The organism is Ensifer sp. MJa1 (assembly GCF_037026475.1).
GTDB lineage: Bacteria > Pseudomonadota > Alphaproteobacteria > Rhizobiales > Rhizobiaceae > Ensifer.
The window spans coordinates 44581-62315 of sequence record NZ_JAKUMO010000006.1 but is presented as its reverse complement, the minus strand read 5'-3'; the positions used below and the strand labels follow the sequence as shown (position 1 = coordinate 62315).

The 17735-nt window shown below is 61.8% G+C and carries 14 protein-coding genes; 8 read left to right on the top strand and 6 right to left on the bottom strand.

The genetic code is table 11. The features are described 5' to 3' along the window. Window positions 1–6: 6 nt before the first annotated feature. The 3 genes from MKZ91_RS10280 to MKZ91_RS10270 form a co-directional block, all read right to left on the bottom strand. Window positions 7–2331 carry a type I secretion system permease/ATPase gene (locus tag MKZ91_RS10280; protein ID WP_442892251.1) on the bottom strand — a complete coding sequence of 775 codons (2325 nt, stop codon included), beginning with the start codon at window positions 2329–2331 and terminating at the stop codon, window positions 7–9. Window positions 2332–2503: 172 nt separating this feature from the next. After that, window positions 2504–4555 (bottom strand): type I secretion protein, encoded by a 2052-nt coding sequence (locus MKZ91_RS10275; RefSeq protein ID WP_336170665.1) that lies wholly within the window; start codon window positions 4553–4555, stop codon window positions 2504–2506. Between the two features lie 128 nt (window positions 4556–4683). Next, window positions 4684–6408 carry a hypothetical protein gene (locus tag MKZ91_RS10270; protein WP_336170664.1) on the bottom strand — a complete coding sequence of 575 codons (1725 nt, stop codon included), beginning with the start codon at window positions 6406–6408 and terminating at the stop codon, window positions 4684–4686. A gap of 498 nt (window positions 6409–6906) precedes the next feature. On the opposite strand from MKZ91_RS10270, the gene MKZ91_RS10265 reads away from it, so the two are divergent. The 7 genes from MKZ91_RS10265 (at window position 6907) to MKZ91_RS10235 (ending at window position 13961) form a co-directional block, all read left to right on the top strand. Beyond that, window positions 6907–7389 (top strand): hypothetical protein, encoded by a 483-nt coding sequence (locus tag MKZ91_RS10265; RefSeq protein WP_336170662.1) that lies wholly within the window; start codon window positions 6907–6909, stop codon window positions 7387–7389. Window positions 7390–7656: 267 nt separating this feature from the next. Continuing rightward, window positions 7657–8010 carry a hypothetical protein gene (locus MKZ91_RS10260; protein WP_336170661.1) on the top strand — a complete coding sequence of 118 codons (354 nt, stop codon included), beginning with the start codon at window positions 7657–7659 and terminating at the stop codon, window positions 8008–8010. Between the two features lie 318 nt (window positions 8011–8328). Next, the gene (locus MKZ91_RS10255) at window positions 8329–9390 is read left to right on the top strand and encodes a hypothetical protein (protein WP_336170659.1); all 1062 of its coding nucleotides are present in this window, start codon (window positions 8329–8331) and stop codon (window positions 9388–9390) included. A 268-nt stretch (window positions 9391–9658) separates the two neighbouring features. Beyond that, window positions 9659–10246: a PE-PGRS family protein gene (locus MKZ91_RS10250; protein WP_336170657.1), complete on the top strand. Its 588-nt coding sequence runs from the start codon at window positions 9659–9661 to the stop codon at window positions 10244–10246. 183 nt (window positions 10247–10429) lie between these two features. Then, on the top strand, window positions 10430–12145 hold the full coding sequence (locus MKZ91_RS10245) for a type I secretion system permease/ATPase (RefSeq protein WP_336170655.1): 1716 nt from the start codon (window positions 10430–10432) through the stop codon (window positions 12143–12145). A gap of 12 nt (window positions 12146–12157) precedes the next feature. Then, a complete protein-coding gene (locus MKZ91_RS10240) occupies window positions 12158–13594 on the top strand; it encodes an HlyD family type I secretion periplasmic adaptor subunit (protein ID WP_336170654.1) in 1437 nt (478 codons plus the stop codon). 97 nt (window positions 13595–13691) lie between these two features. After that, window positions 13692–13961, top strand: coding sequence for a transposase (locus MKZ91_RS10235; RefSeq protein ID WP_336170652.1), 270 nt, complete (start codon window positions 13692–13694; stop codon window positions 13959–13961). On the opposite strand, the gene MKZ91_RS10230 is transcribed toward MKZ91_RS10235, so the two are convergent. Together MKZ91_RS10230 and MKZ91_RS10225 are read right to left on the bottom strand one after the other, a co-directional pair. Next, window positions 13930–14709, bottom strand: a complete 780-nt coding sequence (locus MKZ91_RS10230) for a response regulator transcription factor (RefSeq protein WP_336170651.1) — start codon at window positions 14707–14709, stop codon at window positions 13930–13932. The genes MKZ91_RS10235 and MKZ91_RS10230 overlap by 32 nt on opposite strands. Window positions 14710–15050: 341 nt before the next feature. Further along, window positions 15051–15614: a methylated-DNA--[protein]-cysteine S-methyltransferase gene (locus MKZ91_RS10225; protein WP_336170990.1), complete on the bottom strand. Its 564-nt coding sequence runs from the start codon at window positions 15612–15614 to the stop codon at window positions 15051–15053. A gap of 188 nt (window positions 15615–15802) precedes the next feature. On the opposite strand from MKZ91_RS10225, the gene MKZ91_RS10220 reads away from it, so the two are divergent. Then, entirely contained in the window at window positions 15803–17077 is a 1275-nt protein-coding gene (locus tag MKZ91_RS10220; protein WP_336170650.1) for a GGDEF domain-containing protein, read from the top strand. 12 nt (window positions 17078–17089) lie between these two features. Here the strand turns inward: MKZ91_RS10220 and MKZ91_RS10215 are convergent, their stop codons facing one another. Next, complete coding sequence (locus MKZ91_RS10215) at window positions 17090–17725, bottom strand: LysE family translocator (protein ID WP_336170648.1); 636 nt, start codon at window positions 17723–17725, stop codon at window positions 17090–17092. Window positions 17726–17735: the final 10 nt, after the last annotated feature.

The following is a 17735-nucleotide window of genomic DNA, read 5'->3' as shown; positions in this document are numbered from 1 at the left end:
CATCGCCTACGGAAGCTGGGGTTGGTCGATCGGGTTTCCTTCGGTGTTCACGCCGCGGGCAGCAAGCGCCTTGAGAACGTCCTGTCGGTGGCCAAAGAGGGCCACCGTGCCGTTCACCAGGAGCAGAACCTTGTCGACGCTGTTGAGAAGGGCGGGCCGCTGGGTGATGGTGATGACCGTGATCTTCTCGCGCTTGGCATGCGTGAGCGCCCGGGTCAGCGCCGCTTCACCCGACGTGTCGAGATTGGAGTTCGGCTCATCCAGCACCACCATGCGCGGATTGCCGAAGAAGGCACGGGCAAGCGCCACGCGCTGCTTTTGTCCACCCGACAGCGGCGAGCCGTCAGCGGCAACGAAGGTCTCATAGCCATGCGGCAGCATGGCGATCATGTCGTGCACATCGGCGAGCTTGGCAGCAGCATAGATCTCCGCGTCCGTTGCATCCTCGCGCATGCGGGCAATGTTGGCCTTGATCGTTCCGGGGAAAAGCTGCACATCCTGCGGCAGATAACCGATGCTTTCGCCGAATTGGCGCTGGTCCCAGTTCCTCAGGTCCATGAGGTCGAGCCGGACGTTGCCAGAGGTCGGCAGAATGGAGCCGACGAGCATCTTGCCAAGCGTCGTCTTGCCAGCACCGGAACTGCCGATGACCGCAAGCGAGTCACCTGGCTCGAGCGCAAAGGTGATGCCGTTGAGAACCACGCGCTTGGTACCTTGCGGGACAAAGAGCAGGCGTTCGACGTCGAGGCGCCCCTCGGGCCGCGGCAGTTTCAGCCGCTCGAAGTTGAGCGGCGACGTCTGCAGCAGCGAGGAAATGCGCCCGTAGGCGGCACGCGACTGGATTACCTGGCTCCACCCCTCGATCGCGCCTTCGATCGGGCCGAGCGCCCGGCCCGCGATGATCGAGGCGCAGATGACCATGCCACCCGTCAGGTGACCGTGGAGAGCAAGATTGGCGCCCCAACCGAGCATCGTCACCTGGGTGAGCAGTCGCACGGCCTTGGAGAGCGACGCAAAGGCGATGTTGCGGTCCTGCGCCAGAACCTGCGCTTTCAGCGAGCCGGCCATGTCCTTGCCCCAGAGGTGGACGGCTTCCGGGATCATCGCCAGCGCATTGATGATCTGCGAGTTGCGCGACATGGAATCAAGGTGAAGGTTCGCCTTCGTCTGGAACGTCGTGGCTTCGCCGAAGGCAGAGGCCGTCGCTCTCTGATTCAAAAGCGTGACGATCAAAAGCAGAAATGCCGACGTGATGACGATGGCACCGAGATGCGGGTGGATCAGAAACACCGCGACGACAAAGAGCGGTGCGATCGGGGCATCGAGAAACGAGAGTAGCGTGCCTGAAACCAGGAAGGAACGGAGCTGCTGCAGATCGCCCAGCGTCTGATACTCTCGCCCGTTGCTATGAAGGGCTGCCCTGGCTGCCGCGCTAAGGATAGGAGCCCCGAGCTGGGCGGCAACCTCGACCGCTGTCCGCATCAGGATCATGCGGCGAATGCCATCAAAGATCGCCTGCAGCAGCACCGCGCCGACGATCAGGGCCGTCAGCATCACGAGCGTGTCGAGCGAGCGGCTGGTCAACACCCGGTCCGAAATCTGGAACAGATAGACCGGAATCGCGAGCACGAGGATATTGGTCACGATCGTGAAGATCATCACGATCATCAGGTTCTGTCGGATCGCCTTGAGACCGGCCTTGAGGCTGGCGGAAAAATCGACCGGGCCGAGGCGCTTGTGAAAGGCCCCGCCGCCACCGCCGCCGCCGTTGCCCTTGCCGCTAGAAGACCCACCGCCGCCGCCTTTTCCGGTTGGCCGCTCCTCGGCCTTGATCGGACCGCGATCACCTTCGATCACGACCATGCCCGACGGCGCGCTCTTCTCCTTCATCTCGGCCGTTGGCCAGATCACTGGCCGCTCGCCGCGTGGTTGCGGCTTTTGCTCGCCTGGAGGCTGCTGCCGCTCCGCGGTCATCCGGTCGCGCAACGCAGACAGGGTCTCCATTTTTGCCGGCGCCTCGCTCTTAGTGGGCGTCTCGACGCTGGATTGGGGCTCGGCTCTCGGCGGCCAGGACCTTGGCGTAAAGCTTGTCGCCTCCGTGGCACCCGTCGGCGCAGGTGAAGACATGGCTGTTGTGGATGCGGTGTTTGTCGCCGCCGGGGGGCTGGTGTTGGTGACCGCCGGTGTGAGGCTTGTGATCGTGGCACTCGGCCCCGGGGGCGGGACGCAGGTCGGCTTGGCTACGTTCTCGTTTTCATTGGCGTCGTTTGCCGCCGCTCTTCGAAGTTGATCTGCCACCCCGTCGATCTCCTTAACAGCGCGATCCAGAATGTTTTCCTGATGGTCAAGTCTGCGGAGAAAACGCCGCCGTACAGCCTCCGCATCCGGCTTCTCCGATACCCGGTCCGCGTCGACGGTATTCGGAGAAGACGTATCGTCGGCCGCATCTTCTGCTTGCCAAGACGGATTGGTGCGGTCGGTCATGATGTCCCCCGCGCTCCGCTCAGGCGACCATGCTGTGCATGGGATCGCAGCTCGCCGTATCGATCGTGTGCGATGCCGGGCTCGGCGACGCGTGATCCTCGGCCTGCTGCCCGGTCTCTGGGGTAAGCATGCCGTCGCCGAGGAAGACGACCGCTTCACTCGCCAGCGCATTCGGATCCTGCCCACCGAGGAAGGGATCGGTCTTGACCAGTTCGGCCTGGATAAGAACCTCGTCCGAATAGACGCCGCCGCCGGCATAGATCGTCTTTCCCGTATCGACATCGACGATGCCGGCATAGTTCAAGAGCGCGTTGGAGCCCGTCGAAATGGTCCAATCGGCATCCGGATGCGCCGTCAGCGCGTTCATCGCCAGTGTCACCTGGTCGCTGTCACCGAGGATGTTGGTCTGCGAGATGTAGTTGAGGCTCAAGAGATCGCCGGAAATATAGAGCACACGCAATCCCAGCAGGCCTGCAAAGGCGGCGTCGTGCATCACGTCCTTCAACGAAAGGTCCTTGCCTTCAGCCAGGTCCTGCAGGGCCGACAGATATCCTCCCGACAACGGGTTGACGACGCTCGCCCCACCGGCTTCGACGATATTGCCAGAGTTCCACAACAGGTTTCCACCGGTCGATACCGATCCGTTGCCGCTCATCTGGAATCCGCCGACGGCGCCGATGAAATCGTTGTCGAGCAAGATGTTCGTCTGATGGATGATGTTGGCGTCGAAGACGTTGCCACCGACGAAAATGAGGTCGTAGCGGTATCCCAGTTCAAGCAGCGACACCTGATTGGCGGAGGTGTTGTCGCCGGCGATGATCGAAAGCTTCGAGCCCGATGCCGACAGAATGGCCATGTCGTTGTCGGACATGAAGGTGAACTGCTGAAGCCAGTTCACCATCATCAGGTCACCCTTGATTTCGGTGATGGCCCATGCTTTCGGGAAAACACCCGTGTCGTTGTTCGTCGGTTCCGTGGAAGTGACGTGCTTGAATGACGCGATGTTGAACGCTTCGGTCGCCTTGTCCGCCGCTGCTCCGCCGCAAAGCGCGGAGCTTACCAGATCGCTGTCATAGTAGGTATTGGTCTGAACGATGGCGTTGAGCTGAACATGGTCACCGGCAACCGCCAGGACGTTCGACTGCAGCCAGTTGCTTGTGATGACAGCCTCGTTGATCAGCATATTGCTGCCGGCTTGCAACTCGACCGTGGCCGAAACCTTAACCTCCCCTTCACCATAAGCAACGGCACCACTGGCCTCCTTCGGCCCCTCCGTCAATTCCGGTTCCGGCGTTTCCTCGGTTTCGTCCTGGTTCGGCAGATGATCCTTGAGGACGGGCGCGGTCTCCACCAGCTCGCCGTTCACATAAACGCCTTCAAGCGCTGCGGCCTTCGCGATGGATGTGCTGGCGGTCAGGCCGCCCACCTGACTTTCGCCCTCCGCTTCGCTTTCACCGCCCGCAGAGTAGGCGTTCAGCGTCGCGGCGGTCGTCGTTACCAGGCTGGCGATTGTTTCGGCAGAGCCTGCGGGATCCTCGAGACCCAGCGGTGAAATCTGCAGCGAGCCTTCGATGAGTTCGGCCATTATTGCGCTGCTATCGATGTGCAGGGCCGATTTCAGGCCGTGCCCGCCCATGTTGACATAGTCATTGTCCGAAAGCTGGGCGGTCTGCTGACTGTAGACCACGACCGATCCGGGCGGCTGAATTTGCGGAGCGCTGAAATAGGACGATTTGAACGACGCGGGGTGCGTCGTGCCCTCGGCTTCCTGGCGACCCACCACGCCTTCCGTAAGCGGGTACTCCGGGAAGGGCAAGCCGGCATACCCGTAGGGCTCGGGCATGAAGATGTCCGTATCGAGCGGCCGGTAGGGAACGTCGGGATTGAAGTCGTCGAGGTCGTAGGGTGCCGTCACCTTGACGGGCGCGGTTTCAAGGGCCTTCGGATCCTTGTGAACCTCCCGGTCGGGGTCGAACTTCTCGTGTGCCTCGCGCATGCGGGCGTCTTCGATCGAAAGTTGGAAAAGACCGATAAAATGGGCAATCGTTTCGGTGATTTTAGCGGAGTACATGATCAGGGCCTCCTTTTTGTAGCCGGTAGTGCCCCTAAGCGCATCGGATCATGACGGACTGCGCGGGGGACCCGCGCAGCCCTGTTCAATGCCGATTCCGCACTATGCGTATCGACGTCAGCTACAGATCAGTTGTCGTCGTCGCCAACTGCAGTGGTCGTGTAGTCACCACCGACGACCGTCATATCGATGGTGTTGCCCTGCAGGTTCGCGCCGAGAACGATCTGCTGGTTGAAGGCGTTGGTGTCGATAACGGCGTCTGCCGTTGCCGAGGAAAGCCCTTCAATGATGCTGTCGTCACCATTGTAGGAGCCCCACATGCCGGCGCTTCCGCCTGCACCACCGTCACCATTCGTTGCGAAGCCGCCATTGCCGCCATTTCCGCCGTCGCCGCCATAGGCGTCGCCGCCGTAGCCGCCGCCGGCCGCTGCATCGCCAGCCCAGGCACCTGCGAGAGCAAGGCCGCCCTCACCGTCGGCAGAGGCGTCGCCACCGTAGCCGTCGCCACCATAGGCCGCACCAGTGGTTCCGCCACTTGCGTTAGCAGCGCCGCCGCCACCGCCATCACCACCGACACCTGCGCCGGCACCGAAGCCTGCACCGGCACCGAGGCCTGCGCCAAGGGCACCACCGCCATCGCCGCCATCCTCAGCGTCACCGCCGTCGGCATCGCCGGTTTCACCGAACGCTACGCTGTTGCCGCCGTCATTGTCGCCGCCGTCGCCGCCGAGATTGATGATCGGCAGGATGAAGCCACCAGCGTCGCCGCCGTCACCAGCGTCTTCGGCTTTCGCTTCGTCGCTCTCGATGTCGCCGCTGTCGCCACCTTCGCCACCTTCGCTGTCGCCACCTTCGCCACCGGCTGCTGCGCCGACACCCAGGCCAACGCCGAGGCCGAGGCCGACACCGAGACCTGCACCGCCGTTGCCGCCATTGCCGCCGACGCCGATGCCGCCATTGGCGTTACCGCTGTCGCCTTCTGCGCCGACGCCAACGCTGGCTGCGAGACCACCTTCGCCCTTGCCGCCATCCGCGTCGCTCTCAGCCTTGCCGCCATCGGCGTCACCACCGCCAGCAAAACCGCCAACAGTATGCCCGCCATCGCCGCCCTTACCGCCGTCGGCGTCGGCATGGCTGCCGCCATTGCCGCCGTCAGTACCGACGTTGATGCCGTCGCCCGACTTGGCGGTGCCACCCAAAGCGTCGCCCTTCTGCCACAACGTACCACTGTTGTGGATGTCCTCCGCCTTGTCGTCGTCCGACATGATGGCGTTCTGGCTGAAGACATTCGCAGTGTTGTTGTTGCCGTTGAGCGAGTCATTCAAGATGTCCTTGAAGCTCGTGCTGGCCATGCCGTCGATCTTGGAATGATCGATGTCGTTGAAGTCGTCGTCGGACGGCTTGTAGCCGTCGAGGTCGATGTCTACTTCCACGTCGACTTTCGTCTCACTGTCGACGTCGACGTCGACGTCGGTCTTGTTTTCGTTGAAGTTGGCATTCAGGTTGCCGTTGGCATTCAGGTTGCCGTTGCCGTTGAGGTTGGCATTACCGTTGCCGTTCAGGTTGGCGTTGCCGTTACCGTTCAGGTTGCCGTTGCCGTTCAGGTTGCCGTTGCCGTTCAGGTTGCCATTGTAGGATTCGCTGTATTGCGATTGTCCCTGGCCTTGACCTTGTCCCTGATCTTGTCCTTGGCCTTGGCCTTGGCCTTGTCCCTGGCCTTGACCCTGACCTTGGAGCTGGGCCTGCAACTCTGCCTGCAGCTGGCCTTGACCCTGGCCTTGGCCCTGATCCTGGTCCTGGCTCTGATCCTGGCTCGGATCCCATGGGAACAGGATGGTTTTGTCTTTACTCATAACAATCACCTCAAGTTGAGGCCGCGACGGCCGAGCCGCATTCTTCTCTTACGCGGATTTGGGCCATGTGCGGGCTACGGTTGGATTGGATGAAAATTGGTTCCTCCGGGGCGCTCGGCGCCCTTATGCCTGTAATATGCAATCAATTTAATTTTGGGCTGGCTCTCCCTCCACTTTGACGGAGAGCAGCGGATCAGGTTCTGAAAAAGGGCATTCTCCTGTTTGCTGCAGTACTCGCCCTTTTAAGGCCTGAACACGTCCTGCTCGCCGATTGCGGAGGCAAGTCTGTCGAAATCCGAACCGCATTGTAAGTTGTCAGTTCGGGCTAACCTCGGGGGGTTAGCGCCGCCACAATTCGAGGTGCACCCAAGGGGTTACTTTGAGAAGGGCCGGAACCAAAGGGTGGGCGACGCCTTGCCGGAAGAAATTTACTGGCGGCGGGAATGCGCTATGCTTAACGAAATCAGTTCAACGGATGGCAGACGCTGGCAGGGGCACATGGCGAGATTTCACGACATCCTACTTCTCATTGGGCAGCTCAATTACACCTGGACCAATACGGAGAGCCTGCTGATCTACCTGATCGCCGGTCTTGCCCGGGTGGACAAGGAAACCGCGATCGTCATCTTCCTGACGCTCAACACGACGCGCGCCCGCATCGAGCTCGTTGAGCGCCTGACCAAGACGAGCCGGGTCCCGTCGGCACAGCGACAAGAGATCCTGGCGATCACCCAACTGCTTGGCAAGCAAGCGAAGCTGCGCAACAAATACAGTCACTGCATCTATTCCTTCGATGAAAACGGCGACCAGGCGAGCACGCAACTGATGTCCATCTTCGACAGCAAGGACACGATCAAGTACGGCAAGATCGAGCAGATCAACGATGCGGAAATCTCGCGCATCAACGAGGTGATCGAGCAGCTGCAGGAGGTCAATCGCGAGATCTGGGCGATCGTCGACCGATACTCCTTCCCGCGGTGAAATTAACTAACCCTCAGGGGTTAGAAGCGACAGACCTGTGCCATAATGAAACAGCTCGCCTCGGGACACACGCCCCGATGGCTTTGCGACCACAATTCAACCGCATTGTCCCGCCAATCGCATCGTCGAGATGGAGCGAGGCGTTGCAGATCGTTCGGGAGCCCGACGACAGGCGTTTCACAAGTCGCGAAGCGCGCATTGATGCCGCGGCGCACCGCCTGCTCGACCGGCTTCCGGCTCATGGTGTTGTCGCCGGGCTGACCGAGTTTGTCGTCTTCGGCATCAAGCGGGCTGCCGACAGGCAAGCTGCGCCTCGATGACCTGCTGTCAGGCGAGGGCAAGGCAGGGACGATCCGCGACATCATCGGCGGTGCCATCGGCAAGCCGCAACAAGGTGAAGACAACGCGCCTTCCATCGAGGACATCATCGGCGGCGGCGGAACGGAGAACGAGGCGGTGCCGCCCGCCCCGCCGGCTGACGCGCAGTCGGCGACACCGGACGCCGCCGGCGAACCGCCTTCGGCAGAAGGCGAGCGGGCCACGCAGCAACCTGAGCCGGACGCACAACCGCCGGCACAGGAAGAAGGTACGCTCGGAAGACTGTTCAACCTGCTGCAATAGCGGCCGGCGCGGCCTTCGGCTGGATCCATGAGCTTCGGCACGAACGCAATTGCGCGATCATTGCCCGTGGTCGGTGTGGTGATTGCGCGATACCACCATTCGGCTACTGCATGCTTGCCTTAAAAAACATGCGGCAATTCAAAGTGCTACGGCAAGCCTTGCACGTCTTGCAAAGCATGTGGCGCCGTCGTTGCCTGCCCGAACGGCCGTAGACGAATTGCAGGCTCACCTTTTGCCGCAACCATCTTCAGAATAGTCGGCTGATGCGCGCTCGCATACGGACGTCTGCGAGGGACCGGATCGATGGGAGACACGACGATGGCAGAGACTCGTCTTTTGTCGGAAGAGGCGCCGAACGCGAACTCCAGTCAAAGCACGATTGCCGGCGGCCATCTCGCGCTGGTTCCAACCTGGCTGCCGCTCGATATCGGCCCTGAACAAAACTCGGCCGGAAGCGGCGGCGATGGCACCAGCATCGGCACGATCGGCAGCAACACGCTCGCGATGTTCATGCCGTCGAACGCGGCGATCGCCGGTCCGCATTCGGACGTCAACGCCCAGCAGGGCAACAACGCGTTGATCAATCAGCACGTAACCGAAATGGCCGGCATTGGCGGCGAAGGCGGTAACGGCAATCTTGCAGGCGGAAGCGGCAGCGGAAGCAGCGCGGGCAGCGGCGGTGATGGCAGCCTTTTCGGCGCTCTCGTCAGCACCGATACCGCGGTTTTCGTGCCCGTCAATATGGCAGTCGCGACCGGATCCGGCACAAGCGCCACCGCCGGACAGGCAAACAATGCCGCCTTTCTCCAGGGCGCAACCCAGATCGGCGGCGTCGGCGGTTCAGGCGGTGACCAAAACATTGCCGGTGGCACCGCGCCGGCCCAGCAAGGCGCCACCTTCGTCTTCAACGGCGACAACTATGCGGGCCATGGCGGCAACGGCACCTTCATCGGCAGCATGGTCGACGTCAACGTGGCTGTGTTTTCACCGATCAACATCGCAGTCGGCGCCGCCGGCGGCGATGCCCATGCGACGCAAACGAACAATGTAGTCTTCGACCAGGGCGGCGTGCAGATCGCCGGGATCGGCGGCAATGGTGGCGGATTCAATCTGTCCTCCGACACGATCTTTACCGGAAACGGGGTCGCTGGCGGCGGCGGAGACGGCTACTCGAACGGCAGCACCGTCGGTGTCAACATCGGCTACTTCCACCCGATCAACATCGCCGTACCCGCCGGTGGCACCGCAGACGCAGACCAACTCAACAACGTCCTGCTCGACCAGCACACGCTGCAGCTCGGAGGTGTCGGCGGGGCCGGCGGCGAAGGCAACATCGCCGATACCCACTCCGCATTGATCGACGACGTTCTGCAAGGCTGACCGGAAGCACCCGTCAACGCAAGATTTCAACTCAAGATGTTGGGCGCGGCCTTGAGCCGAGCGCCTCCTCGTAAGATCAATCCTCGGAACTCCATCGTTTTCCCCCATCCCGATCCGGCAGACCCTAGCCAAAGGAACGTCCCCGAATGTCCGGCTGGTCCCCTTTCGTGATCGCGCGCACCATACGTTCGCGCTGTCCCCGCCCGCGGTGATGTGCTGTGGCATCGAACCGTCCAAGACTACGGGGAACAAGTAGAGGAGAGACGCTATGCCTATTTCACAAGTAACCACTGACACGATCAACCTTGCCAACCCCATCGCGGGCGACGCGAGCGCTGGCAACGGCGGTGACGGCAACAACACAGGCAACATCAGCTACAGCCCGGTAGCCACCCTCGCCCCGGTGCAGACGGTCGTCGGCTCCGTCCCGACCGTGGACAATGGCGATGACGTCGGCCAGGGTGCGGCCTGGGGAACGGGCAATGCTGACGGCGGCGGCCTGCTTCAGGTGCCGATCGCTGTTTTGGCGAACCTGACGAACACTGGAACCGGCGGCGCCGGCGGCAACCCGACCTCGAGTGGCGACCAGACGAGCACGAGCGGCGGCAACACGGCGACGGTCAATGCGGAAACCACCGCCACGCAGACCTCGACATTGCTTGCCGATCAGGGCGCGACGATTATTTCGGGCATGGGCGGCGCCGGCGGCGACGGCAATGCAGCCGTTGGCGGCGATATTTCGGCCGCTTTGGTCCATTCGAACCCGATTGCTGAAACGACGACAAATACGACCAATACCACCGTGTCGAGCCTTCTCGACAGCTTCGACAATTCTGGCGTTATCGATATCCTCTGAACGCCTGGACGAGGATCGCCGGCCAGCCCGGCGATCCCTTCTTCACCGGTGTCGCGGTCGGCAAGAGACGCTGCGGCACCTCGAGTTGCATTTGGCCACGGATCGAGTCCGAGCGAAGGAAGCCTGAAGCAACCAAGCCGACCGCATCAACATCGATCATGCCGATCCGATCGAGATCCGATCATGACGACGAATCCGACAGGGGCGCAGCATTCTCCAACCCATCTGATCGTGGCTCTCAAGGCTTGCACGGGGGCGTTCCTGCTGGTCTTTCTCTATAGTTGCGCCTACAATCTGTTCCTCCTCGCTCCATCCATCTATCTGCTGCAGATTTACGACCGCGTGCTGTCCAGCCGCAGCGTCGACACGCTTGTCATGCTGACGCTGATCATCGCTGCGGCCGTGCTGGTCGGCTCCATACTCGATATCGTCAGGCGCGCGGCACTGTCACGCATCGGCAGCTGGCTGGATCATCGACTGCGGCCCGTGGTGTTGACCGCCTGTTTCGAATATGGGGCACGCAACGACGCCGGGCTCGCCAATGAATGCTATCGGGATCTGTCGACCTTGCGCCAATTCCTCGATGCACCGGCCAGTTCCTTGCTTTTCGACGTGCCCTGGGCGCCGGTGTTCCTGCTGCTGCTGTTCATGGTCCACCCGCTGCTCGGAACGATCGGCCTGTTCAGCGCTATCGCCTTGCTTCTGCTTGCGATCGTGACGGAAATCTCGACCCGCCACCCCCTGGCGCAGGCCAACCTGGCGCTGGCGCGCAGCCAGATGCGCTTTGCGACCGCGCTTCGATACATTCAGGTCATCCGCGCGATGAACATGCAGAATGGCGCAGCACAGCTCGTCTATCGGGACGCGGAGACCGCGCGGCAAGCTCAGGACGACGCGATGAAGCGCACCGAGGTCATCCTTGGAATGTCCAAGTCCGTTCGCATGCTCGCGCAGATCCTGATGATGGGCGCGGCAAGCTGGCTGGTTCTGGAGGAAAGCGGCAATCCGGGCATCATCTTCGTCTCCAGCCTGCTGCTCGGCCGCGGGCTGGCACCGGTCGAGGGCGCGATCGGCGCATGGCGGGCTGTTGCCCTGGTTTACGCGGCATTCAACCGCCTCGACACGATGCTGGTGACGATCGCTTCACAGGACCAGGTGCGCACCATTCCGATGCCGGAGGCCAACGGGCTGGTGCTCGACCGAGTCGGCTATGCACTGCCCACGGGCAACCGGCAGATCCTGAACGCCGTCACTCTGCGCCTGATGCCGGGCGATTGTGTTGCGCTCATCGGGCCCTCCGGTTCGGGAAAATCGACGCTCGGCCGCATCATCGCCGGCGTGCAGCCGGCCACCTGCGGCAGTGCCCTGCTCGGCGGCGTCGATATCTCGACCCTAAAGCTTGGCGGCGGCATGCGCCACATCGGCTACCTGCCCCAGGACATCGAGCTGTTCGGCGGCGCGATCAAGGACGTCATCGGTCGGCTCGACGGCACCGACGCCGACAAGGTGGTCGAGGCAGCCAAGTTCGTCGGGTTGCACGAGGCAATCATGCAATTGCCCCAGGGCTATGAGACCGATATCGGCGATGGCGGGGCGACGTTGCTGCGGGCCCAGCGCCAGCAGCTTGGCCTGGCACGCGCAGTCTACGGCAACCCTTCATTGGTGGTCCTCGACGATCCGAATTCCAGCCTCGACTATGATGGCGAGCGCCGCCTGTTTTCCGCCATCACCCATATGCGCGCCAGACGGATGATCGTCGTCATCATCACCCATCGCATGGGCATTCTCCCCGTCACCAACAAGATCGCGATCATACGCAATGGCACGATCGACGCCTTTGGCGACAGCGACTGGGTGTTCGATACCTACCTGCAACCGCCCGCCCGAACCGGCACCTGAGGAGGGAGATTGATGCAACTTGCGAAGATCAGCCCCTTGATGGCGTCCCGTATCGCGCTCAAAATCGCCGGCTATGCCGGCAACGTCGGCAGGGCCACCGGATCGGCACCGCCTGCCACCCTTTCCGGCAGGATTTCGCTGACACTGGCAGACCCGTCGCCGATGCCGCGGTTGCGGCGTGTTGCCTGGACGGGAAACTTGCTGGTCGGCGTGTTCGTCGTCGGTTTGGGCGTCTGGTCAATACTGGCGCCGCTCAGCAGCGCGGCGATTGCGTCGGGCGTCGTCGAGGCGGAAACCAACCGCAAGACAATCCAGCATCTCGAGGGCGGGATCATCAGGCGGATTTTTGTCCAGGACGGCGACAGGGTCACCGCGGGCCAGGTGCTGATCAAGCTCGACGACACCAAGCCGCGTTCGGAGCGCGACAATCTGCGCGGCCAACTCTGGGACGCCAAGGCACGCCAGGCCCGGCTGCTTGCCGAACAAAACGGCTGGGACCACGTCACCTATCCGCCCGAACTGGCCGAGCAGATGGCCGACTACCGCGTGATCAGTGACATTCTCACCGGCCAACAGAACATATTCGATGCACGGCGCCAGGTGATGCGATCGGAGATCGCGATTACACAAGAGAAGATCAAGCAGGTGCTGGAAGAGGTGGCTGGCCTCAGCGCCCAGAAGGCGGCCCTGATCGAGCGCAACGCCATCGCCCGCCAGGAATTCACCGCCATCTCGACCCTGACGGCCAAGGGCCTGGAACGCAAGAGCCGTGTTCTCATCCTGGCGCGGGAGAAGGCCGACATCGGCGGCCAGATCGGCGAAGTCGGAGCGCGCATTTCGCGCGCCCACCAGGTCATCAGCGAGTCTCAAGCCTATCTTATCAAGCTGCGCAGCGACAGGCTGAACGAAGTCGCGCTTACCCTGCGCGAGACAGAGAACCAGCTTGCGCAGTTGCGAGAGCGGCTGCTCGCCATTGACGACCAGCTGGCACGAACCGAGATCCGGGCCCCCGAGGAAGGCGTGATCATGGATCTGCGCGTTCATACGGCCGGCGGCGTCATCGGCGCCGGCGAACCGCTGGCCGATCTCGTCCCGCAAGCAAGCCCGCTTGTCATCGCAGCGCGCGTCAAGCCGGAGGACATCAGCCAGGTCCATGCCGGGCTGGAAGCCCAGGTGCATCTCATTCCCTATAACCAGCGGCGCGTTCCCCTGCTCAAGGGGACCGTCGCCTATGTATCGGCTGATCATCTGGTCGATCGGCAAACCGGCCATACCTATTATGCCGCGACGATCCGCGTGACGGACGAACGCCTCCCGCACATGACCGGGGTGCACATGGTGCCGGGCATGCCGGTGCGGGCCATGATAGAAACCGGCACGAGCAGCGTGGCGCTCTACGCGCTGCGCCCGCTTCTCGACAGTTTTAACAGCGCATTTCGTGAGAACTGAGGTGCGCTGGCAGCGGAAGCCGCAGCATGGCGCATCGACGCAGGCGATATACTGGATGCATGCGCATACGTCATTCGGCTCCCGAGGGACAACCGTGATGGGCAAGCGAAAGTTCAACGACGACGAGGTTACAGAGATCCTGAAGGAACATCAGAGCGGGGCGACCGTGTCCGATGTCTGTCACCGCCATGGCATCAGCCAACCGACCTTCTACCGCTGGCAATCGCTGCAGCACAGAGGGCCGAATTTCGATGCGGACCGGATAAGGGCGCTCGAAGAAGAAAACCTGAAGCTCAAGAAACTTCTCGCCGAAGCGATGCTGACCGCCGCCACACTCAGCGAAATGCTCGAAAAGACGTCACGTTGACAATGCTGCTGCCACTGCTGGCGCCATTGTTGCCGTGGCCGTTGGTCAGCGTTGCATGATCGGCAAGCAGCGCCACCACCTCCGTCCGGTTCTGCACCTGCAGTTTCCGCATGATGTGCTGAAGGTGCATCTTCACCGTATGGTCGGAAAGGTGAAGCTTGCCGGCGATGACCTTGTTGGAGGAGCCGCAACGCAATTCCGCCAGCACGTCGGCCTCGCGCGGCGTAAAATCGGCAAGCGCGAGCTCGTTCCTGTAGGTCTGTATCCTTTCGCCACCGTCCTTCGCACTGGTGGCGGCACCGTCCTTGAGGGCGGCCAGCGGATCCGGACAAAAGACGCCGCCGGCAAGGACAAGGCGCAGACCTGCAAGCGCCAGCTCGATCTTGAGCGAGGTATTGAAGAAGCCGCGAACACCCAGCTTGAGGACCTCGGCGGCGGTCGCAATACTGTCCGAATCCGACAGCACCACCACCGGAACTTCGGGGAAATGCCGACGGATCTCCTTGAGCTCAGCGCACAGGTTGCATCCGCCGCCATTTCTGCCGGTAAGATCCAAGGCGATCAGACGCACATCGTAGCCCCGCGCCCGGTCAAGGCTGTCGGTCGAGACCATATCGATAAAGTTCCAACCGGATAGCTCATGTTCGAGGATCGTCACAATGACGCTGCCTACCAGCGCCTGCTGTTCGATCACGATCCCGGTTGGCGTACGGTCCTTGCGGCACGGTGTTCCTGAACTGATGGACATAAGTCACCCCAGGATTCGTTGCGACAAGTTTAGAGGCTGCTAAAAATAGGTTCGTTCTTATAACATGTCATGAGAAAATCGGAATTAATCCGATTGGGCATATTTTCTTAATACATTGAAAAAATTATACTTTATGAGAAACTGGGTGACGGTTGTAACATATATTGAGCGGCATTTTCCGAAACACTCTTGGAAACATTGCAACAGATCGCAACCGGTGATTTTTCGGACGGACCGCCCTTCGCGCCAGAGGCGTATTGAAGAGCGCGACTGGGGAGCCAGTACTCAGGTGATTTTCTCATCCGACCGCCGCGTGAAGAAGAAGCTGCGCGCCCGCAACACTAGAATCCGAACGACTGCTGCGACGGCGCTGGCTCGCCCAGATGAACGCCTTCCAATTCGAGCATCCGGGTCTTGGTTGTGGATCCACCCGGGGCGGAGAACCCGCCGATCTTGCCACCGGCGGCAAGCACCCTATGACAGGGAATGATCAGTGATACCGGGTTCTTGGCCATGGCCTGGCCGACATCGCGGGCGGCTTCCGGCCCTGCGCCCAGTTCCTTTGCCAGAGCGCCATAGGTGGTCGTCTGTCCCCAGCGCAGTTGGCGCGCGGCCGCATAAATGCGACGGAAGAATTCGTCCTGGCCGTCGAGATCGACGGTAAAGCCCGAGAAATCGACTTCCGCACCCTCGAAGTAGCGCTGAACGGCGTCCGCCGCCTGCCGGATCTCAGTTGGCGGCTGCGACGCCTCGGCAGCCGGCAGACGCCGCAGCAACAGCCGCTCGGTCGCCTCGGCCGCGCGGGTCGGCAACTGAAACCGGGTGATGCCCACATCGTTCCAGGCGATGCCGCAATAGCCTGCGGCGGTACCGAAGATGAAATAGCGATGTGTGTCCTGGCCCATCCGCCTACCCTCCGCTGATGCAGCTTCCACAAAAATCGTGCGGCTGCGGCTGGAATTCAACCCGTTTCCTGCCAGCGGCGGATCCACGTGGCGCCCCTTCCTGTCCCAACGCCTCGGCAGCAGCTTTACCATTTGCGAAAGCTTTACGGTTCTCGGTCAAAGCTTTGCGCCAGAACCAGGAGGTTATGGTGGGCACGCTGCATACCCCGACGATCATGTTCAGTTCGTTCGCGACTCTGATTATTTTCGGCGTTTTCTTTGGCCTTGCCTGGTGGCAGGAGCGCAAGAGTGTCGAACTCATGCTCTGGTCGTCGGCCTTTTTCACCGGCGCTTTCGGGTTCGTGCTGCTTGCCTTGCGCGGAGACGGTTACCAGTTCGTCACCATCTCGCTCGGCAATGCGCTCGCGGTCCTGGCCCTCGCGATGATCTGGCTCGGCCTGCGCGCCTTCGACAATCAGCCGCTGAAGGTCGTTTCAGCCCTCGCCGGACCGGCCATCTGGATCGCGATCACCTATTTCTCCGACCATTTCCGCGAAAGCGTCACCAGCCGGATCGTGCTCTATTCGGTGCTGATCTTCGTCTACTCCACTCTGGTCGCGCTTGAGATCTTCCGATCCGACAATTTCCGCAGGCTACCGAGCTCTTACATCGTCGCCTTCGTCTTCGGCAGCCACGGCGTGTTCTACCTCGTCCGCATCCCGCTGGTTTTGCTCTGGCCTCTGACGGGCAATACCGCGTCGGGCGCAGAACAGCCGCTGTGGTATCAGTTCGTCACCTTCGAACTGTTCCTCCATTGCCTGGCCGGCGGCTTTGTCTTCTTCGCACTGGTGAAGGAACGAACGCAGCATCGCTACAAGCTTGCATCGGAGACAGACGCATTGACAGGCGTTCCGAACCGCCGAGCATTCCTGGCGCAATTCGATGCCTTTCTCACCACGCCCAAAGGGGGCGCCCTTCTTTACATGGACATTGACCATTTCAAGGCGATCAACGATCGCTTCGGGCACGCGGCCGGCGACCAGGTCCTCATGGACTTCGCCGAGATCGCGGCGCGAACGGTGCCCGGCGGCGCCATTGTTGCACGCATGGGAGGCGAAGAGTTCGCCGCCTGCCTACCAGCTGCGGATCACACCGAAGCAATCGCCGTTGCCGAGCGCATCCGCAGTGATTTCGAAACCCGCCGGCTCGGAACCGCAAAGGGCGTTGTGTCGGCAACAGTGAGTATCGGCGTTTCCACTTTCATTGGCCGAGAGGAGGCACACCAGGTGATCTGCACTGCCGACGCCGCCCTCTACGCGGCGAAGTCTGCCGGCCGGAACACAATATGGTCCACCGGCAGGTCCGGCGTGCCACAGTTTGCTGCCGGGCAGCAGGGTGATGGTACGTCGTCGCATCGACCCGCGATGCTCTCGATACGAAGCTGCGGTAGCAGCGCCGCAGCAAGGCAATCGGGCATGACCTGATCGGTCCGGCGCTCAGCCGGCGCGCTTCACCAGTGCAAGTGAGGCAGCAGACACCAGCAGGGCGCCGCCGCAGCCTTTCTCCATCCAGCGCCGCATCGAAGACGCGGCGAACTGCGCGGTTTTGAAGCCGACGAGCGCGTAGCCGAACATGACGGCAAACTCGACGATGGAGAACACGATCGTCAGCGCCAGAAACTGCGGGACCTGTGGCGCGCTGGGATCGATGAATTGCGGCAGCAGCGCCGAGAAAAACAGATAGGCTTTCGGGTTGGTGATCGCCACGATCATGCTGTGGCGGCAAACCGCTAGCGCCGTCTCTTCCCGAGCCGGGCCATTGTCCACCTCGCTCGCAAAAGCGTTGGCGTGGCCGGCAAGAAGCATCTTGAAGCCGAGCCAGGCGAGATAGGCCGCGCCCGCATATTTGACGACGGAGAACCAGAATTCAGAGGCCGCGAGAATGGCGCCGAGGCCGGCCGCCACCGCCACAATCAGGAAGAGGTCGGAGAGAAGGACACCCACCATCCCCGCAACCGCCTTTTTCATGCCGAACCGCGAGCCGTTGGCCATTGCCAGGATCACATCCGGTCCGGGCGTGACGACGGCTATGAACGTGACGGCCGCAAACGCGGCCATGGTAGCAAATTCCATGAGCGAGCTC